Consider the following 21,749-nt stretch of genomic DNA (forward strand, 5'->3'; position numbering starts at 1 on the left):
GTCGGGTCCTGTCCGGTGGTGCCGGTGTCGGTGCGGTGGTGCGGCCGGGGCGTGCCCGCCCGGTGGGAGGGGTGCGGGCCCGTCGGACACGCCCCGGGTCAGTACCGGTAGTCCTCCCGCTTGTACGGGCCGTCCACGGGGACGCCCGCGTACTCGGCCTGACTGGGCGTCAGTTCGGCCAGGCGGACGCCCAGCGCGCCGAGGTGGAGCCGGGCCACCTGCTCGTCCGCCTTGCGGGGCAGCTTGTGCACCCCGACGGGGTAGCCACCGCGGTTCCCGGCGAGTTCGAGAAGGGCGAGGGCCTGGTTGGTGAAGGAGGCCGACATCACGAACGCCGGGTGGCCGGTGGCGTTGCCGAAGTTGAGGTCCCGGCCGTGCGAGAGGACCAGCAGCGACCGGCCGTCGGGCCAGATCCACTCGTCGACCTGTGGCTTCAGCTCGCGCCTGAGGATGCCGGGGACGGCCGCCAGGGCGGCCACGTCGACCTCGACATCGCTGTGGCCCATGTTGCCCAGGATGGAGAGGTGCTTCATCCGGGCCATGTGCTCCGGGCGGATGACCTCGCGGTTGGCCGTCGCGGTGATGAAGATGTCGCCCACGGGCGCGGCTTCCTCGAGGGTGGTCACCTGGTAGCCGTCCAGGGCCGCCTGGAGCGCGCAGATCGGGTCGACCTCGACCACGATCACCCGGGCACCCAGCCCGGAGAGCGCGGAGGCGCAGCCCTTGCCGACGTCCCCGTAGCCCACGACGACGCCGGTCTTGCCGCTGATCATGCGGTCGGTGGCCCGGTTCAGCCCGTCGATGAGGGAGTGCCGGCAGCCGTAGATGTTGTCCAGCTTGGACTTGGTCACGGCGTCGTTGACGTTGATGCCGGGGAACATCAGCTCCCCGGAGTCGGCCAGCCTGCGCAGCGCCCGCACGCCCGAGGTGGTCTCCTCGGCGACGCCGCGCACGCTCGCGGCGATGCCGGTCCAGCGGCCGGGGTCCTCGGCCATCGAATCCGCGATGAGCTTCAGCAGCGCGGCGCGCTCGGCGTTGTGCGCGGTCGCCGGGTCGGGTGCGGTGCCGCTCTTCTCGTACGCCACCGACCGGTGCAGCAGCAGCGTGGCGTCGCCGCCGTCGTCCTGGATGAGGTCGGGGCCGCCGCCGTCGGGCCACTGCAGCGCCCGGGAGTGGCACCACCAGTACTCGTCCAGCGTCAGGCCCATCCAGGCGAAGACCGGGATGCCGCGCGGGTCGTCGGGGGTGCCGTCGGGGCCGGTGACGACGGCGGCCGCGGCGTGGTCCATGGTGGACAGCACGTTGCAGGTCGCCCAGCGGACGTCCGCGCCCAGCTCGACGAGCGTCTCGATGAGCACGGCGGTCTCGACGGTCATGCCGAGCGAGCCGGCGATGCGGATCCCGGCGAGCGGCCTGCTGCCGGCGTACTCGCGCCGGAGGGCCATCAGGCCGGGCATCTCGTGCTCGGCGAGCCGGATGGCCACCCGGCCCTCCCCGGCCAGGCCGATGTCGGCGATGCGGTGGTCGAAGGTCACGTCAGCTCTCCGGGGTCGAATCGGCTCGGACGGTGGACACGGCACAGCGCAGCTCGGTCGTGAAGCGCCGCCCGTCCCGGTGCAGCCACAGCTGGTCCGGGCCGGGGAGCATCTCGCTGAAGGTCGCCATGCCGCCCGCGCCGTGGGCGAGCCGGAACATCTGCCGGACGAGCAGGGGGGCGCTGAAGTCCACGTAGAGCGGCTTGGGTTCGGAGTCGAACTTCACGAAGACGTGGCGCGGCAGTCCGTGGCGGCGGCGCAGCTCGCACGCGGCGTAGAACTCCGCCGCGTTGCCCTTGCGCCGCATGCCGTCGGCCCCGGTGCCCGCCAGCTCGGCGACGGGGACCCGCCACAGCCTGCGCTGGAGCACGATCCGGCCGGTGCGGATGCGGGGCACGTGGGTGTGCCGGTCGGCCTCGAGGACGAGCCCGCCGAGCCGTCGCGGGAAGGCGAACGGGGCGAGCGGGTCGAGGCGGATGGTGGGCCCGCCGGACGGCGGGGCGAGCAGCCGCAGCCGCCCGGGCACGCCCTCGGCGTGCAGCCCCAGCCGCCCGCCGGTCACCTTCAGGTACAGCGCGGACGGCTGGATCACCTGCTGCCGGGGCCGGCTGGAGCGGCCGAAGATCTCCACGTCGGCCATGTCGAGGCGGGCCCGGGCGGCCGTCTTGTCCGGGTGGCTGCGCGCCAGGTCGCACAGGGTCTCGTCGTCGTCGACGAGCGCCCGGTAGACGGCCGTCACGTCGTCGGTGAAGCCCGGCTGCTCCTCGGCGATGAGCGGGGCGAAGCTGGAGTGGCTGAGCAGCTCGCGGGTGCCGTGGCAGTCGCCGACGACCGCGAGGAACTCGCCGCGGGCGAGCGCGTCGGCGTCCGCGGCGGCCAGCATGACGTCCGGGTTGAGGAGCGACGGCGGGCCGTCGGGGCAGCGCGCCAGGAACGCCCGGAGCCGCTCGGGCGCCACCTCGACCTCCGCCGCGGCCGGGTCGGCGTCGCCCAGGAGCAGGTCGGTGAGGTCCTCGTCGAGCCCGTCCAGCTCCGCGTCGATCTTGTCGCACTGCTCCAGCAGGGCCGCCTTGCCGGCGAAGTAGGCGGCGTAGAAGCGGTCCAGGGGGATGGCCGCATCGGTGCCGAACCGTTCGGTCGCCCACCGGGTGAGCAGCTCGCCCTCGCGCAGGATCCGCAGCCGGGGCACGGCCGAGGCCAGCGCGTAGACGGGGGCCAGCTCGCGCTCGATCAGCTCGGCGATGTCGGCCCCGGCGCGCAGGGAGCCCACGGGGCCGTGGCACTCCTCGTAGAAGACGCTGCGGTCGGCGTAGTGCATGCCGGTGCCGCGGTTGGCGGCGGCGCCGGTGACCTCGACGAAGGTGTCCTTGAGCGCCTCGATCGCCGCCGGGCGGTCGGCCGGTGCGGCCTCGGGCACCGCGGCCAGGTCCCGGGCCAGCCGCTCGACGGCCGGGGCGTCGCCCACCTGCTCGCGCAGCGCCAGCAGCGGCTCGGTCACCCCGACCGGCACCTCGAAGCGGGAGACCACCAGCTCGCGCTCGACCAGCGAGCCGAGGACCGCGTCGACCCCGTCGCCGAAGTCGGCGCGCAGCCGGGCCAGGGTGGTGCTGCCGTCGCACCGGCGGAACACGGCGAGTTCGTCGCCGGAGAGGGCGACCGGCGGGCGGTTGCGGAACTGCCAGTCGGCGGAGAAGCCGTCCTCGGTGGTGAACTCGTACAGCGTCACCTCCCCGTCGCGCTCGAACGCCCAGGGGCGGCGGCGCGGCAGGACCCGCTCGGCCAGGGCGGGGTCGCGGCCCAGCGCCCCGGCGGCCTTCTCCGCCGCCCAGTGGGCGAGGAAGGCCCGGCGGCGCAGCGGCGCCGGCTCCCAGACCATCCCGCGCAGCGAGCGGTCCACGCGGCCCACGCTCAGCGGCCCGAAGTGGGAGGCGGTCTCGTTCTTGGTGGTGACGCGCTGGAGGTAGCGGACGAGCAGGTCCGTCATCTTCCGGCCGCGCGGCCCGCCCACCCCCTCGGCGCCGTCCAGCCAGTCGGCGAAGAGCCGGTAGCCGGCCTCGTTGGAGAGCAGCAGGGCGTCCCGCAGCAGCGGGTCGGTGCGGAAGGTCTCGCGCAGCACCGTCTTGGCCCGGTGCAGCCGCTCCTCGTACTCCTGCTCCCAGCGCTGCCATCCGGCGGCCAGCTCGCCGGCCGCCGCCTGGTAGTCCCGCAGCACCGGCAGGGCGTCGGGCGCGAGCAGCTCCCCGACAAGTGCGGCGTGCGGTGCGGACAGCGGGCGCAGCGCGCCGACGGCGGAGGCGGACGCCCCGTTGTCGGCCGGACGGGCCTGTCTGATCAGCGACTTGAGTTCGGGCGCCAGCCGTTCCAGGCGCTCTCTGGTCTCCGTCATGCGGCCGGCCTCTGCCACCGCCTCCGGCTCGGCGTACGGCTCGAGCAGCTCGAAGCCGAAGCCGGACTGCCGCAGCGCGAAGACGGGCAGCAGCTGCCAGTCGCCGGTGCGGCCCTGGTCGGACTGTGCGCTCATGCGAGCCGCCTCCCTTGGGTTCCTGTGGCGTTCACGTGGTGTGGGCGTTCTGTCGTCGGGTGCGGGCCGGGGTCGGGCGGGGCCGGGTCAGCCGCGCGCCTCATGGAGCCGGTCCACGACGGCCATGGGGTCGGGCGCGGCCTCGGGGACCAGGCCCGGGGCCGGGGACCAGGGCTTGAGCCGGCCGCCGTGGAAGTCGGAGCCCTGGGTGGCGACCAGCCCGAGGGCCTCGCAGGCGGCCAGGACCCTGCGGGTGTCCGCCGGGTCGTGCCAGGTGGTCCAGGCCTCCAGCCCGGCCAGGCCCAGGTCGCGGAGGCGGGACAGCTCGGTCCCGGGCTCGTCCCGGATCCGTCCGGGGTGGGCGAGCACGGCCGCGCCGCCCGCCTCGCGGATCCACCCGACGACCTCGGCCAGCTCGGGCCGCTGCGGGTGCGGCACGTGCAGCGGCCTGCCCGCCCGGCACCAGTCGGCGATGAACTCGCCGTGCCGGCCGCCGCGTTCGTACCCGGCGAAGCGCGGGTCGTCCCCGGCGGCGGCGAGGAAGGTGTCGAGGTAGTCGCCGAGGAAGGCGACCCGGTCCGCGCCGAACCGGTCCGCGACCGACGCCCACGAGATGTCCACGCCCAGGGCGGCGGCCTGCCCGAACCAGGTGCGCCACCACTCCACCTCGGCGCCGCGCACCGCGTCGACGCGCGCCCGGAAGGCCGTGTCGGCGGGGTCCGCGAAGTAGGCCAGGCAGTGCACCTCCTGCCCGGCCCAGCGGGCGGTGATCTCGGTGCCCGGCACCACGGTCAGCCCGGCGGGCCCGGCCGCGGCGCGGAACTCCTCGAAGCCCGCCATGCTGTCGTGGTCGGTGACGGCCGCGATCTTCAGCCCGGCCTCGGCGCACTTGCGCGCGAGGACGGCCGGGGTGTCGTCGCCGTCCGACACCACGCTGTGCAGGTGCAGGTCCACCGTGGTGCGCGCGGTGGCGACGGGCCGGTCGAGGACGATGCTCACTGCGGACCGACCCCCGCGGGCAGCTCCAGGGTGTTGAAGCAGACGCAGCGCCGGCAGGTGGGGTCGTTCGCCACGTCCAGCTCGGCGCGCCAGCGCACCGCCTCGGGGGAGTTGAGCAGCGCGTCCAGGCTCTCCGCCTCGTGCAGGTTGCCGTACTCCTTCTGGAAGAAGCAGGGCCGCACGGTGCCGTCCACCTCGATGACCGCGGAGCCCCAGGGCATGTTGCAGGAGACGGGCGGGTACTCGGCCTTGCGGTGGAACGCCTCGTAGTACTGCCGGACGTAGGTGCGGATGTGCTCCGGGGACTCCTGGATCATTCCGCTGCTGAACGCGTCGGCGCACTCTGTGAACATACGGTCCAGCTCGGCGTCCAGCTCCGGCAGCGCGTCCGGGCCGATCACCAGGTCCTCCTGGCGGTCGGCGTCCCAGCCGCCGGCCCGGTTGAAGGCCTCGCTGGTGACGTCGGCGGGGATGAAGCTGAAGCGGTAGACGCCGAGTTCCTGTGCGGTGCGCACGGTCTCGGCGAGGTGCCGGTAGTTGTAGCGGTGGACGGTGCAGCGGGCGGCCACCCGTATGTCGGGCTTGAGCGCGCGGAGCGCGTCGAGCCCGCGGACCAGGTGGTCGTAGGCGCGCGGCACCCGGCGCACCCGGTCGTGGACCTCGGGCGGCCCGTCCAGGCTGACCAGGACGACCGCGTAGTCGTCGACCACCTGCCGGGCGTGCTTCTTGAGCAGGATGCCGGTGGAGAGCAGGACCAGCGGGATGCCGCGCTCGCGCAGCGGCCTGGCGACGGCGGACAGGTCGCGGTGCATCAGCGGCTCGCCGCCGGTGAGGATGACCTCCTTGACGCCGAGGCGCTCCCACTCCTCGACCCAGCGCTCGATGTCCTCGGCGGACAGCTCGCGGCGGGACTTGTCCTGCCAGATGTCGCAGGACACACAGCGGTGGTTGCACCCGGCGTGGGGCCAGATGTAGAGCTCGCGGACGCTCGACAGGGCGTGCGGCACGTCATGCTCCTCGCAGTTCGGTGGTGGTGACGGTCAGTTCGGCGTCGCCGAGGTGCAGCACGTGGGTGGCGTGGGCGCGCAGGTCCGCGCGATCGGACACCACCACGACGGTGCGCTGCCGCGCCGCCTCGATCAGTTCGTTCGCCAGGTAGCGGGACATGGCCGCGTCCAGCGCGCTGAACGGGTCGTCGAGCAGCAGGACGTCGGCGCGGGACAGCAGGGCGCGGGCGAGGGCGATGCGCTGCTTCTGCCCGCCGGACAGAGTGGTGCCGCGGGTGCCCAGCCGGGTGTCCCAGCCGTCGGCGAGCGCCGCGGCGAACTCGCCGACCCCCGCGTGCCGTGCGGCGGAACGGATCTCGTCGTCCGTGGCGTCCAGCCGTCCGAGGCCGATGTTCTCGGCAAGGGTCATGGAGAACAGCGAGTCGTGGTCGGCGACGAGGACCACGCGCCGGGCGAGTTCCTCCCGGTGCCACTCGGTGACGTCGGCGCCGCCGATGCGCACCGTGCCCGAGACGGGCGTCTCCACTCCGGCCAGCAGCCGCAGCAGGGTCGACTTGCCCGAGCCGGTGGGCCCGGTGACGACCGCGAGCGAGCGCGGCGGGAGCGCGAGCGAGACCACCGGGGGCAGCTGCCGTCCGGGGGGCGCGGCCGCGTCGGCGACCTCGATGTGCGGTACGTCCGGGGCGGGCCGGAACCGTCCGCCCTCCCCGTCGCGGGCCGGGGGCAGCAGCACCTGGCGGATCCGGGCGACGGCGGCCAGGCCGCCGGCCAGGGCGGGGAAGGCCGCGCCCACGGAGAAGGTGGGGCCGCCGAGCAGCAGGAGCAGGCTGTGGTAGCCCACCATGTCGCCCACGGTCAGCTGCCCGTCGCGGGCCAGCACCAGGGCGTGGGCGAAGCCGATGCCCTGCACCACGCCGAGCAGCAGGAACAGCGGGGTGCGGCGCTCGGCACGGCCCTGCCGGACGACGGCGTCGCGGTGGGCGGCGGCCGCGGCCTGCAGCCGCCCCCACACGGCGGCGGCCCCGCCCGCGTCCCGTACCGCCTCGATGTTCCCGAGCGCCTCGGTGACGCACTCCGTCATGCCCGCGGACCGGTCCCGCGCCGTGCGCGCCGCCTTGCCGATGCCGCCCAGCAGGCGGACGGAGACCCAGCAGAAGCCGATCGCGTACAGCAGGGGCGCGAGCACGAGCTGGGGCGACCAGATCACCGCGGAGCCGAGCACCACGACGACGAACGCGCAGGAGGAGATGCCCACATCGACGCCCGGGGTGATCATGTACCGCAGGGCGCGGACATCGCTGATCAGGGTCGCGAGGCGGCCGTTGTGCTCGCCGGGGCGGCCCTCCCGGAGCACCTTGGCGACCAGTTCCCGGCGCAGGTCGCGTTCGAGGGCGGTGCCGAGGCGGATGCTCGCGGCCTGCCGTACGTAGAGCACGACGGCCCGGATCAGCTGGCTGGCCAGCAGCGCGCCCGCGACGGCGAGCAGCGGCCCGGTGCCCACGCCGTTCTTCAGCGCCTCGTCGAGCGCGAGCCCGGTGGCCCAGGACGCCACCACCGCGAGGAGCGAGGAGACGACACCGCCGACGACGACGAACAGCAGGGTGCCCCGGGAGCCGCGGAGCCGCGGCGCCAGCCAGCGGAGCTGCTCGATGTCTACCATGCCTCACCGCCCCCGACCGGGGCCCGGCCCTCCGCCGAGGCGTACGCGAAGTCCTCGTGCAGGGCCGCGTACTCCCCGCCCGCCGCGAGCAGTCCGGCGTGGGTGCCGGTCTCGGTGATCCGGCCCTCGCGCAGCACCGCGATCCGGTCGACGCTGCGGACGGTGTTCAGACGGTGCGCGATCATGACACAGGTGACTCCGGTCAGCAGGGTGCGCAGGGCGGCCTGGAGGTGCTCGTCCGTCGCGGCATCCACGTTGGCAGTCGGCTCGTCGAGCAGGACCAGGAACGGCTTCTTGGCCAGCGCCCGCAGCAGGCAGACGATCTGCCGCTCGCCGTTGGAGAGCAGTTCGCCCCGCGGCCCGACGGGGGTCGCGAGCCCTTGCGGGAGGGCGTCGAGCCAGTCCTCGAGCCCGGCGTCGGCCAGCAGCCGGGTCAGCTCCTCGTCGGTCCGGTCGGGGGCGGCGAGGCGGAGGTTGTCGGCGAGCGTGCCGTCGAAGAGCTGCGGGTGCTGCGGTACGTACGCCACGCCGCGGCGCAGCTCCGTCTCGGGCACCCCGGACAGCGGCCTGCCGTCCAGCAGCACCTCGCCGCCGGAGGCCGACTGCATCCGGGCGAGCACCTTCAGCAGGCTGGACTTCCCGGAGCCGGACGGCCCGACGAGGCCCAGGTGGCAGCCCGCGGGCACGTCCAGGGAGATGCCGCGCAGGGCCTGGTTCCCGGAGGGGTAGGTGAGGGTGAGTCCGGTCACCCGCAGCGCGCCCGCGGGCCGCGGGCCGTCCGCGGCGGCGGGGCCGTCCGGGACGCGGGCGTCGATCAGCTCGAAGACCCGCTCCGCCGCGGCGAGTGCCGTCTGCGCCTGGCCGTCGAGCGCTCCGGTGGACCCCAGCAGCCACGCGACCCGGTCGGTGGCCAGCACGAACAGGTACCAGGAGGAGACGGTGAGCACCCCGTGCCCGACCATGATGCCGCCGGCCAGCACCAGCATCGTCATGATCGCCCCGCTGATGACGGAGAGCGCGGGCTGGAGCAGGGCGGCGAAGACATCGGCCCGCCGGTTCGCCTCGAACAGCCGGTCGTTGTGCTCGGCGGCGGTCCGCGCGAGCGGTTCCTCGCAGCCGAAGGCCCGGATGGTGGCCAGCCCGGCGACGCTCTCGGCGACCGAGGCGGTCAGGTCCGCGGTCGCGGCACCGGCCCGGCCGGCCCGGCTGCGGGTCTCCCGCCCGAACCGGCGGGTGGTCAGGGCGATCAGCAGGCTGCCGAAGAGCGTCGCCAGCGTCAGCCGCCACTCGAGGACGAACATCAGCGGCACCAGCAGCAGGACGACCAGCAGCTGCTGCAGCAGCTCCAGCAGGTTGAACGCGGCCTCGCCGAACGACTCCAGGTCGTTGGTGATCCGGCTGGTGACGGCGGCCCGGTCGTTGCGGTCGTAGAACTCCAGGTCCTGGCCGAGCGCCGAGCGCAGCGCGTCCAGCCGCATCTCCAGCACGGCATCGGCCACCAGGCACTTGGTGAGGTAGGCGCGCAGCCGGTTGAGGGCCCAGACCACCACACCACTGGCGATCACCCCGGCGGCGAGCGCGGCTCCGCCGCCCGCCGACCGCAGCCCGTACCCGGGCCCCTGGGCGATGAGGATCGGGGCGGCGGAGCTGACCAGGGCCATGGCCAGGGCGACGAGCCCCAGCCTGGACAGCCGGCGACGGTCGCGTCCGGCGTAGGCCCACACCCGGCGGGTGGCGCCCGTGGCAGGCTGCTGCACGGCGGTCACCGCCCTTCCGGCTGCGAGAAGACGGCGTAGCGGAACTCCGCGGTGTGGCCCCGGCCGCCGAGGTCCAGCCACAGCCCGTCGGGGCCCGGCAGCATCTCGCTCAGCTCCACGGACCCGTCGGCGGCGCGGACCGCGCGGCACACCTGCCGGACGAGCAGCGGTGCGTCGAGGTCGAGGTAGAGGGGCTTGGGCTCGCCCGGCACCTTGGCGAACAGGTGCCGGGGCAGGCCGAGCCGGTCCCGCAGCTCCTGCACGGCGTGGAAGTCGGCGGCGTCGGTGTCGCCCGTGCCGGGGAACGGCCGGGCGCCCCGGAACGCCTCCGCGGGCACCCGCCAGCTCTCGCGCCGCAGCACGATGCGGCCGCAGCGGATCCTGGGCACGTGGTCGCGGTGGCGGGAGCGCAGGCTGACGCCGCCGTAGTGGCGGGGGAAACCGAGCGGGGCCAGCGGGTCCTGGCGGATGCTCTGCCCGCCCGCGGGCACGGACAGGGGGCGCAGCCGCAGGTCGTTGCCATCGGCCGTCCCGGCGCGGAGTTCCACGCGTCCGTCGCGCACGACGACGTACAGCCGGTCGGGCTGGAGCACCTGGTCGCGGGGCTTGCCGGACTTGCCGGTGATCTCCACGTCGGGGATCGGGAAGAGCAGCTGGGCGCCGGTCTTGTTGGGGTGGGAACGGACCAGGTCGCACAGGATCTCGCCGGGCCCGAGCAGCTGCTGGTACGCCTCGTGGGCCAGCTGTGCGAGGTCCGGCTCGCGCTCGGCGAGCAGGGGCGCGTAGCTGGCGTGGCAGAGCAGTTCGCGCACGGCGTGGCACTCGCCGAGGACGGCGGTGAACCGGCCGGCCGCGATGTCGGCGGCGCTGCGGGCGGCGAGCAGGACGTCCGGGTTGCACACCACGGCGGGGTCGTCCGGGCGGGGCGCGGCCAGCCCGGTCAGCCGGTCGGCGGTCACCTCGATCTCGGACGCCCCGGGGCGGGCGTCGGCGAGCAGGGCGTCGGTGACGGTGTCGTCCAGGGCGGCGAGTTCGCGGTCCACCTCGTCGCAGGCGGCCGCCAGCGCGGCGCGGTCCGCGAAGTACCCGGCGTAGAACTCGGTGAGCGGGATGCGGCGGCCGGTCCCGAAGCGCCCGGCGGCCCAGTCGGCGAGGATCTTGCGCTCGCGCCGCATCCGCAGCCGGGGACCGGCCAGGATCAGGTCGTAGACGGGCGCCATCTCGTCGGCGAGCAGCCGCTCGACGTCGGAGCCGAGGGTCAGGTCAGCCACCCGGCTGTGGCACTCCTCGTAGAAGATCGCCCGGTCCGCGTAGTGCCGCCCCTCGCCGCGGTTGGCCGGGGCGCCGGTGAGGGCGGTGAACTCGTCCTTGGCGGCGGCGAGCGCGGTGGCGCGGGCGCCGGGTGTGGCGGCCGTGGCGAAGTCCGCCAGCCTCCGTTGCAGGGCGCCGACCTGCCGGTGGGCCTCGGCGGCGGCCGCCGAGTGGGCGGCCGGGGGCAGTGCGTCGCGCAGCGCGCCCAGGGGGTCGGCGGTGCCGACGGGGATCTCGAACCGGTCGACGGCCCAGTCCCGCTCGGCGAGGTCACGGAGCGTGGCGTCGAACCCGGCGCCCGCATCGCCGCCCTTGTCGCCGCCCTCGTCGCCGAACGGCCACTCCTGCCGCAGCCGGGCCAGGGTCCGCTCACCGTCGCACCGCTCCAGCAGCCATTCCTGCCGCTCCGTCAGCCCGGCCTCCGCCACCCGCTCGAAGCGCCAGTCGGCCAGGAAGCCGGTGGTCGTCGTGGGCGCGTACACCGTGATCCGCCCGTCGCCGGGGAAGGCGAGGGGCCGCCGGCGCGGCCGGACCAGGTCGCGCAGCCCGGGCCGGGCGCTCAGCACCGCGGCGAGGGCCTCCGCCGCCCAGTACGCGCAGTGGACCCTCCGCTGCGGCGTTCCGGCGTCCGCCCAGTGCACCCCCGTGGCACTGGGCGCCAGCCGTCCGGCGGCGATGGGTCCGAAGTGCGCGGTGGTCTCGTTCTTGGTGGCCACCCGCTGGAGATAGCGGACGAGCAGGTCGGACATCCGGCGGTCGGCCTTGCCGTGGCCCTCCGTGCCGCGGTCCAGCCAGGAGGCGAACCGGGGGTAGTGCGCGTCGTTGGAGAGCAGCAGCACCTCGCGCAGCGCGTCGTCCTCGCGGAAAGCCGCCGCCACGTGACGGCGCCCCGCCGCGACCCGGTCCCGGTGCCCCGCTTCGTACCGCTCCCACCGGTCGGCCAACTGGGCCCGCGCCCGCCGGTACTCCTCCGCGTGCGGCACACCGTACGGCAGGTCGGCGAGCATGCCGATCCGGGGCCCGGCCACGGCCGATTCCGGCGTGCCGCGCAGCTTCTCCAGAAGGGCGGCCCCGGCCTCCCGGGCCCGCACGACGGCGGTGCGCAGCGCGGCCGCCTCGTCCTGCACGCCCGGCCCGGAGAGCGGTTCGAGGACAGCAGGCGAGAAGCCCGCGTGCCGCAGGGCCACCACCGGCAGCAAGGTCCAGCGCTTGCTCGGACTCACGTCCCCCAACCTTTCGCGTGAACCAATTCCCGCTCCGGAACCGGCCTTTGACCGGAAGAGACACGGCGGCAGCACGGAGGCCGCGTGATCCGGAACGATCTATCAGGCCCGACGGAACTGTCAATGCCGTTTATCAACCGCCCAATTGCGCGCTGCGACATTCACTGGATGGTTGAACTCCCGCCGCACACAACCGCATCGGGCCATCGCGCGGAAGGTCGGGACGGACGCCGGCACGCCACTTGACCAGCCGAGTTTCCTGTGGAGGGCAGGGCCGATCGGCCATGGCGTTCAGCGCATGATGTGCAAGCAGGAACCTCGGGCGGGCATGCGGGAAGCCGCGAGACGCGCACAGTCCCGTGTCAGGAAGATGCCATTCAGGCAGCCGCCATGGCGGACGGCGGGCGGCGGACGGGACGAAAAGAGCCCCGCACGGCAAGCAGGGCTCAGGGCAACGTGGCGCACATGGGAGGGAAGGGCGCAGGTGTTACGCAGGGGGCCTTGTGCGGGCCCCCTGCGAAATGACGACCACCTTCCGCCACTTGGTCACTTGACCACTTGGCTACTCGGTCACTCGGTCACTCGGTCACTCGGTCACTTGAAGGGAACGTTCACACAGGCCAGCCGCGCACCGGCCATCCCGGCGTGGCCGGAACCGGTCTCGGTGGCGTGCTCGTGCACCACGACGGAACGGGCCTCTCCGGCCCGGAAGCGCCAGTCGACGGTCGCGGTGGCGCCGCCGTTGCCGTTCCCGTCCGTGGTGAAGTCCAGCCACACCTCGTTGTCGGGGTTGGCATAGGCGGGATCGGTGGACGGCTGCTTCGGGTCCTTGACGTTCTGGTAGTGCGACCCCGAGTCCTCCGGGCGGGTGCCGCACGGCTTGGAGTGGACATGGGCGCCGAACGCACGGTCCGGCTCGATGCCGTGCAGGCGCAACTCGATGCGGGTGCTGTCGTGGCCGGTGCGCTCGACCACCGAAATGTGGCTGCCTTCCGGTACCGCGTCCGTCTTGAAAGTGACCGCCGCGTACGTGCCGCCACCGGCCGCGGATTCGAACCACCCGTCCACGTGGGTTCCGTAGCACTGCGGACTCATGGGCGAGGCCACCATTATCGAAGCGGCAATTGCTGACGTGACAAAGGACATGATCTGATCCGCCCCTCTTCGACGCAGCCCCCGCTCTGGGCCCCCGGCGCGGGGCTGTCTCCCTACAGCTCCCGCACCCTTCCCTCTGCATCGCGCCTCTGGCTACACCCTATCCGGCCATCGCGCAACTCGAGCGGCGGGCGAGGGGCGCCCGGGGTGCGGGCCCGGGGCGCACTGCGCGTGCGGTGCGGGGCCGTGCGAGCAACGATGGAATCAGGTGGATGAAATGTCCCGGTGCGACCCCGTAGGAGCGTCCCGCGTCCGGGGACGGGGATGAGAATGCCCATCGCAACTCAAGTGGCAGTGGTGATCCTGGCCGTGGCGGTCCTGGCTCTCGTATGGGGAGCCACGAGGGCGCTGTTCATCACTCCGAAGGAAGGCCCGAGCCAGAGCGCAAACGAACGCATCCGGTCCCTGACGGGCCTGCTGGCGGTACTGACGGGCGACGCCGCGATCGTGGTGGCCGTGATCTGGGGCGCCCACGTACTGGGCGTCAAGAACGCGGTGTTCGTGGGCGTCCTCTCCGCCGCGTTCACGGCGGTGAGCACCATGACCACGGCGTATCTCGGCCTGAAGGCCGTCTCGAACACCGCCCAGAGCATGGCCAAGTCTCTCGGCGGGGACGACTCCACGGGCGGCCAGAAGGCTCCGGGCCCGACGGGGCCGGCAGGCGCCGGAGACCAGGGCGGTGACGCGGAGACGCCGCAGAAGCCGCGGGGGCCGTTCCTCGGGAGGCGGCCCGGCTGAAACTGTTCGCGGCGTAAACCGACCTGGGTGGAGCGCAGCGCCGAAACATTTGCCCAGCCACCGGTGGTCAAGGCAAGAATATTCACCGGCAGCTCGGATGCGCTCGGGGGCGGCACCAAGGGGGCCCTCGGAGACGAGGTCCAGGCCAACACGGGGCAAACGCACGCGCCGGCTCAGGTATGCGCCTCCACCGCCCTCGGCGATTTTCCGCTTCACGCCCTCGTAGTCTGGTCCGACAACGACATCGGCCCCGTCGGCGGCGCCCACGAGTCTTCGGTGTTCGGAAGGCTTTTCCAAGTAGCAGGCTCGGGTTCGCTCACCTGAGTGTCGTCCGGGTTGCTCACGACCCGCGGCCCACCAGGTGAGCCGGCGCTGAAGGTGGTCGCTCCCCGACAGACGGCTGCTTGCGCAACTCGAAAACTGGCCGATGCCATCAGATTTGCCGGTAGTAGGCATTGATGGGTGTGCGTGCCTCGTCGAACAGGGCCGGGCCGTCCTGGGCCACCGTCGGCCAGTCACCCGACTGCGGGTTGAGTTCGACGAGTTGCTCGGTGGAGAGCGCGTAAACGACCCGGCCGATGCCGGAGCGGACGATGCCGCCGCTGCACATGCTGCACGGCTGGCAGCTGGTGTACATGGTGGTGCGGGCGGCCGTGTCCGCCTCCAGCTCACGGGCCGCCCACCGGGCCAGCTTCAGCTCCGGATGGGCCGTGATGTCGTCGTCTCGCCGGACCGTGTTGTGCGCCTCGGCGAGGATCGCCCCGTCCGGCCCGACCAGCAGCGAGCCATACGGCGCGTCGCCCAGCTCCACCGCTCGCGCCGCGATACCGATGGCGCGCCGCAGCAGCGCCTCGTCAGCAGGGGTGATCACGACGCCATCCTCCACCGCTCGGCCACCGCCGTGAGCGCCCGCCACGCGGCCTCGGGCCGATGGGTCTGAGCCGGGTCCCCGTGGTACGGGTCGAGCACCACCGTCTCGGCACCGAGCCCGCGAAGCTCCCCCAGATCACCCACGATCTGCTCCAGATCCCCGACGCCGGCAGGCCGTTCGACCTCCTCGGCCGGAGCGTCGGTCAGCCGCAGCGCAATCCGTGGCGCGAACCCCGGCAACGCGTTGTCCGCGAGAACCGACCGCATCCGCGTCACCGGAAGCCGCAGCGGATGCCAGGCATCGCCGAACCTGACCGCCCGCCGGATCGCCGCCGCACTGTGCCCGCCGACCCACACCGGAGGCGCGGCTCCGTCCTCCGCCCGCCATGCCTCCCGCACCAACCCCAGGTACTCGTCGGTCAGCCGACCCCGCGCGCCGAACGGCACACCGAGCGCGTCGAACTCCTGCCGCGCCCACCCGACCCCCACCCCGAGCACGAACCGCCCACCACTGAGCCGTTGCAGGCTGCTTGCCATCCGCGCCACCAGCAGCGGATGCCGGTACGGCAGCACCAGCACGGTCGTGCCCAGCCGCAGCTCGCCACCGCTGATTCCGGCCAGCCAGGACAGCGTGGTGAACGGGTCGTAGAACGGCTCCGGATACCGCTCCGCCACATCCGGAGTGACGGCCACATGGTCCGACACCATCAGCAGGTCGAACCCGAGCCCCGCCACGACCCGCGCCCACTCGCGCAGGACGCCGGGGTCGGTTCCGGGCCCGAAGTTCGGTACGTTGACGCCAAGTTGCATGCCCCGAGGCTATGACGGCGATCGTGCCCGAGTGAACAGGATCCTCGCGGCGGTCCCCGCTTTCCACAGCAAATTTCCCGGTAATATCGCGCTATGGCCGTGAACCTCGACAACATCGACTGGGTGATCATCGAGCAGCTCCAGCAGGAGGCCCGCATCTCCCTCAGTGAGCTGGGGCGCCGCGTCAACCTCAGCCCGTCGGCCACCACCGAGAGGGTGCGCAATCTGGAGTCGCTGGGCGTCATCACCGGCTACCACGCCACCGTGGACCTGGCCAAGGTCGGCTACCCGGTGCTCGCCGTCGTCCGCCTGAAGTACCCCGGCAACCGCCACCAGCCACTGCACCGCCTCCTCGCCGAACGCCGCGAGATCCTGGAGTGCCTGCGCACCACCGGCGACGACTGCTACACCCTGAAGGTGGCCGCGACCTCCATGGAACACCTGGAGACACTCGTGGACGAGCTGGCCGGCTTCGGCAGCACGACCACGAGCGTCGTCTACAGCCGAACACTGCCCCATCGCGGACCCAGTCGGCCCTGACCAACAGAGAGACAGCCTCCGCGCGGACGTCACGGCCAGTCGTGGCCGCCGTGTCCGCGACCCCGCCGGTGGTCATGGCGCACCTGATGCACATGCCGCACGCGATGGCTACGGAAGCGGCCGGTGCGGAGCCGGACATGCTCCCCCCGGACTGGGCGGCGCTACATGGCTGAGGCCGCCTGAGTGGAGGGCCTGGCAGCCAACTAAACAATCTGGATTCCGAGCGCGAATGCCCTGATGGTACCCGGTGAGGAGTTCACGTGGTCCTTGGAGGAAACGACGGCTCCCTGGTTAATTGGTTCCATACGCCACAGCAGCTGGCCTGGTCCGCAGGTGCGTGTCTCCGCGCCAAATCCTGTGAGAGCGAAGCGATCGTCGAGCAGGGTCTGGGTCACGGGATGTGCTGCCTGAACGCTGCCGTCGCTGTTTTCACCGCGCTGGATCCGTCCAATATTGGGCAGGACCGTTCGGAGCCCGATGGCGAAGGTCGTGATGGTGCAGGGGTCGGAGACATCCTGGTCCTTGGAGCGGGCTCGCCACCTGTTGCCGATTTCGGGGAAGGAATCGGTCGCCAGATTTCCAGCACCAGGCGGCCAGTTCACGCGGAAGCCTCCGCTGATGAGGGTGAAATCGTCCGCGACTTCCACGCCGAGGTCGGGATGATCCATCTGGTCGCTGTCTCTCTGGTTGTACTGGAGGTTACTCAGGAGGGTCCCTCGGTCCATACCGTTAATCTTCATGCCAATGGCGAAAGTCACCAGGCGGTGCGGGTTGGGCACCTCGTGGTCCTTGGAGGACGCCAGCCATGCTGTCCGGTCGGAGCTGGGGTACGAGGCCGTCAGCAATGCTCCGCCTGGCTGCTCTGCCCCGGTGGCCCCACCACCCACAACCACCATGTCTTCGGGCACTGTGCAAGGGAAGTCGAGGAAATGTTGCGAGTCTGCCGATGCCTGCTCCCGAAACACGGCGATCGCGACCTTGCCCGACGCGTCCTTCTTCTCAAAAATCATGTCACTCACGTAAAGCCTCCTTCAGCTCAGTAACGGCCTAACATTCGGTCTGGGCTGCGTTTTGAACGCCTTCCCAAGACTCACATACCTGTTCAGCAGCAACTCGCTTTTATTAGCCCAACAAGGTGGTCGCTGGCGATTGTCCTGAGCTATCTACCTCAGCGACGGGTGAAACGCGTTGGGTGTAGACCTTCTGACGGTCCCGGGGCTCCAACGAGGTCCTCTTGGCATCGCAGCAGGCCAGCGGCATGCACCGCGTCGCGGTAATTGCCGCCCTCGAACTCGGTGTCTTCTCGCCGGTCCAGAGATACCCGTGTACGTGCAACTGGTCGTCCTGTCCAGAGCAAGGGAAGGCGGCCCCCACCCTCCCCAGAGGGTGAAGGCCGCCGGTCAACAAGTGGCCGGTGAGGCCGTGGGTCAGGCCGTGAGGTTGAAGCGCGCCGGGTCGATACCGGCTGCGTTCAACTCGGCGGTGGTGAACCTCAGCGGCTCCGCCCCGGGCCGCTTGCTGTCGCCCATGGCCCAGGCGTCGTCACCGATGCGGGCGAGCGTCACGCACGCTTCGCCGTCGGGGGTGGGTGTTGCCACCGCACGCCTTCGAGAACTGGGCGCTGTCGATGTTGAGCCCGTACAGGTCGGTCATGATGTGCCTTCCTGATAGTGCAAAGGCGTCGGACACGTCGCCTTGGACGAGGATGGATCCTGTACCCGTCTGGCAGACGTTCAGGCAGTCGTTCTCAAGCTGCTGTGTGCCCGGCGCAGGACGTCGGCAGGGTCGACTTCCTGCGCGTGCGCTTGTCCCTCGTCAGGACGGGTAGACGATCGAGCCCAGCGGTGGGCAGGGGATCAGCATGGTGCCGATGCCCGGGCGTTCGACGAAAGCCCGGGCTGCGGCGGCCTGTTCGCGTCGGGTGTCCAGATCGTCGGCGTGCCAGGCGTCGTGCCTGGCACGGGTGTAGTCCCACGAGTCGTCGATGAGGCTGAGGCTGACGTTGCCGGCGCTGCGCTGGAAGTCCGCCTTCACGGCGGCCTGCCGCAGTGCGGTCTGCGTGGCGGCGAGGTCGAGGCGGGTGATCAGCACGCCGGGGGTGTTCGGCTCGCGGGTCGGCATGGGGGCCTGCGGGAGCAGCGAGACCCCGGTGTCGAGGCGGCCGATGTTGTCGACGGTCGCCTGCTGGGCCTCCCTCGCCGTGATCTGTATCTCCCGGTGCAGCCAGAGGAACTCGTCGAGGTCGGCCGGGGTGACGCGCATCCGCTCGTACAGGGCCCGGAACCGGGGGTCGTGGTGCAACGGGCGCACGAGCGGCATGTGGAACGCCACGCAGTCGTTGAACCCGTTCGCCACGGCGGCGTCGAAGTGGAGGAGGCCCTGATCCACCTGCCCCTGTGCGATGGCCAGACCGCCGAGGCCCGAGTGCCCCGACGCGACGAGCCACCTGCCGTCGGGGCCGAGCGCCGAGGCGCGCACGACGATGTCGTGGAGGCCGGCGACGACGTCGACGCCCCGCGGGGTGAGGCCATGGGTCATGACCGCCACCTGAAGATCGTGCACGCGGGCGGTCAGTGACGTGACGGTGTCGGCCATGGATCTCCTCGGTGGTGGTGAGGGTGGCAGGTGCTCAGGCTCGGGCCAGCCAGCCTTCTTCAAGACCGTCAAGGACGAACCCGTTGTCGAAGCGCACCCGGTAGGTCGTCCGAGCGCCCGCTCCGGCGTTGACCGCTCCCACCCGGGCGACGTTCTGGCGGAGGTCATCGATCAGGCTCGCCGCGAACGCGTCGAACCGATGGCCGCGAATTTGCTGATCGAAGCTCGCGAGGTAGTCCTGGCCCGCGCGGCCGGCTTCCGTGGTCGAGCCCATGACCGTTCCCGCCAGGCCCTCGGCGAGGAACAGCGGACCGGGGACGCCGCCCCTGGTCGCGGTGTCACCTGCGGTGACCTGCGCATCCCTGGTCAGCGTGACCCTCGTGCCGGCCTCGTACGGCATGGGTGCCCCCAGTCGTTCGATCTTGGACTCGCAAGCGTAGTCGAATCACCTTGGGGGGAAACGGTGTTCGACGAAGCTCGGGATCTTTTGTTGCTGTCGTAGCCCCGGTCGAGGTTGACGTTGACGGTTTCCGGCAGCGGCCCGACCTGCTTCTTCGCGGCGTCCAGGGTTGGCCCGAGAAGCGGTGAGTCATGCCGGTTGGCCCCGTCGGAGACGATCCCGAGCGGGACACCGCGGGCGTCACAGGCAGCGGAGCGTTTCAAGGCCCTGTTTGCCCCGGTCGACCGGCGAACGGCCGGCCTTCTCCCCGCCGGACGGGGCCTTGGTGATGCAGCCGTCCACCGAGATCTCGCCCAGGTCGAGGCCGATCATCCGGTCGTAGGCGTCCAGGGGCCAGAGCGCGCAGCGTTTGCGAAATCCCCTGCTGGGACCACTCATGACGTCAGGCCTTACCGCAGGTCCTGTTGCCTACGCAACGTGGCCCACGGGACGGCTGTCCCCTCGGTAGCCTGGAAGCGCCGTCCGGGACGCGGAACAGCGCACGCGTCGCGGAGAACCACACCGTCGGGAGTACACCGCGTGACCACCGCATCTGCTCCAGAGCCCGCCGAAGAGATCATCCCCCGGCCCGAGATGAATTTCGCCGCCCTGCGGGTAGCTCTTGCCCGCGTCGCACCCGCGCGCATGCCCGAGTTCCTCGCGGACCGCGATGTGCTCTTCAACCTGGCGACCGCGGAGCAGTCGTTCAGCCCGATCCGGGGGTTCCTGGTCAAGTGGGCCACTGAGATCGAGATTCTGCGCCTTCCCGGCCTGGCCCGGCGGATGGACCATGCGCAGAGAGCCATCCACGCCCTGGAACGGGACGATCCCGCGTGGCGGGCCGCGATGGACGAAGCCCTTGCCGTCCACAACGAGGCCCAGGCGGCGGTGGCCGGTGGCTGAAGGCTGGCGGTGGGAGTACAACCCGGATGCCGAGCACGTCATCGGCGGTCTCGATGACCTCGCATTCATCGCCCGCGTCGAGACCCGTACTGAAGAACTCGTCCGCGCTGCCGCTGCCCTGTACCTCGACGGGTGCGCCTACCAGGGAGCGTCCCCGCCCCTGCGTCGCGAGGTGATCAGTGGCGGGATGTTCGTCTACCAGATCGTGCCCCGCCAGCAGTGTGTCTACGTCCTGCAGATCACGGTGCTCTGATCAGAGCGTGAAACACCAGCGCAGGCCGGAGGGGAAGGCGGACGAGTCGGCCTGTACGCCGGGTTCTGTCTCCCGAAGCCCTTGCGGGCGCCGGGAAGGCGGCCATCCATCTAGGCCTGCCGTTGCCGGCAGGCTCGTGCGGTCTACCCGCGGACTCGGGCGGGCAGCCCTCGATCGTCCGCGCAGGGCCGCCGCCAAGGCGGCTGCCCCTCTTGACCTTGCTCCGGGTGGGGTTTACCTAGCCGTCCGAGTCACCTCGGACGCTGGTGGTCTCTTACACCACCGTTTCACCCTTACCGGGAATCCGAAGATCCCCGGCGGTTTGCTTTCTGTGGCACTGTCCCGCGGGTCACCCCGGGTGGGCGTTACCCACCACCCTGCCGTATGGAGCCCGGACGTTCCTCGGGAGATCCGAAGATCCCACGCGGCCGCCCGGCCGGCTCGTCCGCCGTGACGACCATGCTACCGGCCGCCCAGGCCGGGGCGAACCCGGCCGGAATCCGGCGGGCCGGACGTAACCAATTGCGTATGCGCAGACAGCACAGCGTTACCGGCGCAGCCGACAGCGTAAGGTGCAGGGGCACCCTCGACCTTGCGAAAGCCCCCGAAGGAGACCCGCCGTGCTCGTGCTGTTGCCGCCGTCCGAAGGGAAGGCCACCGGTGGCACCGGGCCGGCGGTCGAGGTCGGCGGGCTGTCCCTGCCGGGCCTCGGCGCGGCGCGCGAGGCGGTGCTGAACGAGCTGGTCGAGCTGTGCTCGGGCGACGAGGAGAAGGCCGCCGACGTGCTCGGGCTCAGCCCCGGCCTCCGCGGCGAGATCGCCAAGAACGCCGGACTGCGGACCGCCGGGACGCGTCCGGCCGGCGAGATCTACACGGGCGTGCTGTACGACGCCCTGGACCTCGCCACACTGAGCCCCGATGCGCGGCTCGCCGCCGAGCGGTCGCTGCTCGTCTTCTCCGGGCTCTGGGGCGCCGTGCGCATCGGCGACGCGATCCCCTCCTACCGCTGCTCGATGGGCGTCAAGCTGCCCGGGCTGGGCGGGCTGGGTACGTACTGGCGCGGGCCCATGGCCGACGTGCTGCCGGAGGCCGCCGGGGACGGACTGGTGCTGGACCTGCGGTCCGCCGCCTACGCGGCGGCATGGAAGCCGAAGGGGGCGCTCGCGGAGCGCACCGCGACGGTGCGGGTGCTGCAGTCCAAGGTGGTGAACGGGGTCGAGAAGCGGTCCGTGGTGAGCCACTTCAACAAGGCCACGAAGGGGCGGCTCGTACGGGATCTGCTGACCGCGGGGTACGAGCCCGGTCGCCCGGCCGAGCTGGCCGAGGCGCTGCGGGGGCTGGGGTACGTGGTGGAGGGCGGGGCGCCGGAGCGGGGCGGTAGGCCGTGGGGGCTGGACGTTGTGGTGACGGAGGTTTGATCTCCCCCACCCCGC

General features: G+C 72.0%; 18 protein-coding genes, 1 other RNA gene and 2 pseudogenes. 6 read left to right on the forward strand and 15 right to left on the reverse strand.

Features of this window, described 5'->3' with window-relative positions; all coding sequences use genetic code 11:
* Positions 1–98: 98 nt before the first annotated feature.
* From ahcY to AC1Z4A_RS08270, 8 genes are all read right to left on the reverse strand, one after another.
* Positions 99–1,535, reverse strand: a complete 1,437-nt coding sequence (gene ahcY / locus AC1Z4A_RS08235; RefSeq protein WP_483677206.1) for an adenosylhomocysteinase — start codon at positions 1,533–1,535, stop codon at positions 99–101.
* A gap of 1 nt (position 1,536) precedes the next feature.
* Positions 1,537–4,056, reverse strand: a complete 2,520-nt coding sequence (locus AC1Z4A_RS08240) for a lantibiotic dehydratase (protein ID WP_483677207.1) — start codon at positions 4,054–4,056, stop codon at positions 1,537–1,539.
* Positions 4,057–4,143: 87 nt separating this feature from the next.
* Positions 4,144–5,055, reverse strand: a complete 912-nt coding sequence (locus tag AC1Z4A_RS08245) for a PHP domain-containing protein (protein WP_483677208.1) — start codon at positions 5,053–5,055, stop codon at positions 4,144–4,146.
* Positions 5,052–6,062, reverse strand: a complete 1,011-nt coding sequence (locus AC1Z4A_RS08250) for a radical SAM protein (protein ID WP_483677209.1) — start codon at positions 6,060–6,062, stop codon at positions 5,052–5,054. Before AC1Z4A_RS08250 ends, AC1Z4A_RS08245 begins: the two co-directional genes overlap by 4 nt.
* Before the next feature lies 1 nt (position 6,063).
* Positions 6,064–7,722: an ABC transporter ATP-binding protein gene (locus AC1Z4A_RS08255; protein ID WP_483677210.1), complete on the reverse strand. Its 1,659-nt coding sequence runs from the start codon at positions 7,720–7,722 to the stop codon at positions 6,064–6,066.
* Positions 7,716–9,488 carry an ABC transporter ATP-binding protein gene (locus tag AC1Z4A_RS08260; RefSeq protein ID WP_483677211.1) on the reverse strand — a complete coding sequence of 591 codons (1,773 nt, stop codon included), beginning with the start codon at positions 9,486–9,488 and terminating at the stop codon, positions 7,716–7,718. The genes AC1Z4A_RS08255 and AC1Z4A_RS08260 overlap by 7 nt, the downstream gene beginning before the upstream one ends.
* Entirely contained in the window at positions 9,485–12,013 is a 2,529-nt protein-coding gene (locus tag AC1Z4A_RS08265; protein ID WP_483677212.1) for a lantibiotic dehydratase, read from the reverse strand. The genes AC1Z4A_RS08260 and AC1Z4A_RS08265 overlap by 4 nt, the downstream gene beginning before the upstream one ends.
* A 594-nt stretch (positions 12,014–12,607) precedes the next feature.
* Positions 12,608–13,108 carry a superoxide dismutase family protein gene (locus tag AC1Z4A_RS08270; RefSeq protein WP_483677213.1) on the reverse strand — a complete coding sequence of 167 codons (501 nt, stop codon included), beginning with the start codon at positions 13,106–13,108 and terminating at the stop codon, positions 12,608–12,610.
* 330 nt (positions 13,109–13,438) lie between these two features.
* Here AC1Z4A_RS08270 and AC1Z4A_RS08275 point away from each other — a divergent pair, with 330 nt between their 5' ends.
* Positions 13,439–13,906 carry a hypothetical protein gene (locus AC1Z4A_RS08275; RefSeq protein ID WP_483677214.1) on the forward strand — a complete coding sequence of 156 codons (468 nt, stop codon included), beginning with the start codon at positions 13,439–13,441 and terminating at the stop codon, positions 13,904–13,906.
* 27 nt (positions 13,907–13,933) lie between these two features.
* Positions 13,934–14,230, forward strand: coding sequence for a hypothetical protein (locus tag AC1Z4A_RS08280; RefSeq protein ID WP_483677215.1), 297 nt, complete (start codon positions 13,934–13,936; stop codon positions 14,228–14,230).
* Between the two features lie 109 nt (positions 14,231–14,339).
* Here the strand turns inward: AC1Z4A_RS08280 and AC1Z4A_RS08285 are convergent, their stop codons facing one another.
* A complete protein-coding gene (locus AC1Z4A_RS08285; RefSeq protein WP_483677216.1) occupies positions 14,340–14,777 on the reverse strand; it encodes a nucleoside deaminase in 438 nt (145 codons plus the stop codon).
* Complete coding sequence (locus tag AC1Z4A_RS08290; protein ID WP_483677217.1) at positions 14,774–15,586, reverse strand: LLM class flavin-dependent oxidoreductase; 813 nt, start codon at positions 15,584–15,586, stop codon at positions 14,774–14,776. The genes AC1Z4A_RS08285 and AC1Z4A_RS08290 overlap by 4 nt, the downstream gene beginning before the upstream one ends.
* A gap of 93 nt (positions 15,587–15,679) precedes the next feature.
* Between AC1Z4A_RS08290 and AC1Z4A_RS08295 the strand changes: the two genes are divergently transcribed.
* Positions 15,680–16,126 (forward strand): Lrp/AsnC family transcriptional regulator, encoded by a 447-nt coding sequence (locus AC1Z4A_RS08295; RefSeq protein ID WP_483677218.1) that lies wholly within the window; start codon positions 15,680–15,682, stop codon positions 16,124–16,126.
* A gap of 203 nt (positions 16,127–16,329) precedes the next feature.
* Here AC1Z4A_RS08295 and AC1Z4A_RS08300 read toward each other — a convergent pair whose 3' ends face one another.
* From AC1Z4A_RS08300 to AC1Z4A_RS08315, 4 genes and pseudogenes are all read right to left on the reverse strand, one after another.
* Positions 16,330–17,145 (reverse strand): hypothetical protein, encoded by an 816-nt coding sequence (locus tag AC1Z4A_RS08300; RefSeq protein ID WP_483677219.1) that lies wholly within the window; start codon positions 17,143–17,145, stop codon positions 16,330–16,332.
* Between the two features lie 408 nt (positions 17,146–17,553).
* A pseudogene (locus AC1Z4A_RS08305) lies at positions 17,554–17,779 on the reverse strand (DUF397 domain-containing protein).
* 162 nt (positions 17,780–17,941) lie between these two features.
* Positions 17,942–18,721: a hypothetical protein gene (locus tag AC1Z4A_RS08310; protein ID WP_483677220.1), complete on the reverse strand. Its 780-nt coding sequence runs from the start codon at positions 18,719–18,721 to the stop codon at positions 17,942–17,944.
* Between the two features lie 361 nt (positions 18,722–19,082).
* Positions 19,083–19,554 (reverse strand): annotated as a pseudogene (locus tag AC1Z4A_RS08315) (transposase); the annotation flags it as partial.
* A gap of 146 nt (positions 19,555–19,700) precedes the next feature.
* On the opposite strand from AC1Z4A_RS08315, the gene AC1Z4A_RS08320 reads away from it, so the two are divergent.
* Positions 19,701–20,063 carry a hypothetical protein gene (locus AC1Z4A_RS08320; RefSeq protein ID WP_483677221.1) on the forward strand — a complete coding sequence of 121 codons (363 nt, stop codon included), beginning with the start codon at positions 19,701–19,703 and terminating at the stop codon, positions 20,061–20,063.
* Positions 20,056–20,316, forward strand: coding sequence for a hypothetical protein (locus AC1Z4A_RS08325; RefSeq protein WP_483677222.1), 261 nt, complete (start codon positions 20,056–20,058; stop codon positions 20,314–20,316). Before AC1Z4A_RS08320 ends, AC1Z4A_RS08325 begins: the two co-directional genes overlap by 8 nt.
* A 38-nt stretch (positions 20,317–20,354) precedes the next feature.
* Here AC1Z4A_RS08325 and rnpB read toward each other — a convergent pair.
* Positions 20,355–20,760: RNase P RNA component class A (rnpB, locus tag AC1Z4A_RS08330), an RNA gene on the reverse strand.
* Between the two features lie 176 nt (positions 20,761–20,936).
* Between rnpB and yaaA the strand changes: the two genes are divergently transcribed.
* Positions 20,937–21,734: a peroxide stress protein YaaA gene (gene yaaA / locus AC1Z4A_RS08335; RefSeq protein WP_483677223.1), complete on the forward strand. Its 798-nt coding sequence runs from the start codon at positions 20,937–20,939 to the stop codon at positions 21,732–21,734.
* Positions 21,735–21,749 lie beyond the last annotated feature (15 nt).

This window comes from Streptomyces sp. 17_S59, assembly GCF_056930295.1.

Coding starts and splice junctions, on each gene's coding strand:
- AC1Z4A_RS08270 (WP_483677213.1), bottom strand. CDS start 13,108: ATGAGTCCGCAGTGCTACGGAACCCACGTGGACGGGTGGTTCGAATCC.
- AC1Z4A_RS08275 (WP_483677214.1), top strand. CDS start 13,439: ATGCCCATCGCAACTCAAGTGGCAGTGGTGATCCTGGCCGTGGCGGTC.
- AC1Z4A_RS08290 (WP_483677217.1), bottom strand. CDS start 15,586: ATGCAACTTGGCGTCAACGTACCGAACTTCGGGCCCGGAACCGACCCC.
- AC1Z4A_RS08310 (WP_483677220.1), bottom strand. CDS start 18,721: ATGGCCGACACCGTCACGTCACTGACCGCCCGCGTGCACGATCTTCAG.
- AC1Z4A_RS08240 (WP_483677207.1), bottom strand. CDS start 4,056: ATGAGCGCACAGTCCGACCAGGGCCGCACCGGCGACTGGCAGCTGCTG.
- AC1Z4A_RS08295 (WP_483677218.1), top strand. CDS start 15,680: ATGGCCGTGAACCTCGACAACATCGACTGGGTGATCATCGAGCAGCTC.
- AC1Z4A_RS08255 (WP_483677210.1), bottom strand. CDS start 7,722: ATGGTAGACATCGAGCAGCTCCGCTGGCTGGCGCCGCGGCTCCGCGGC.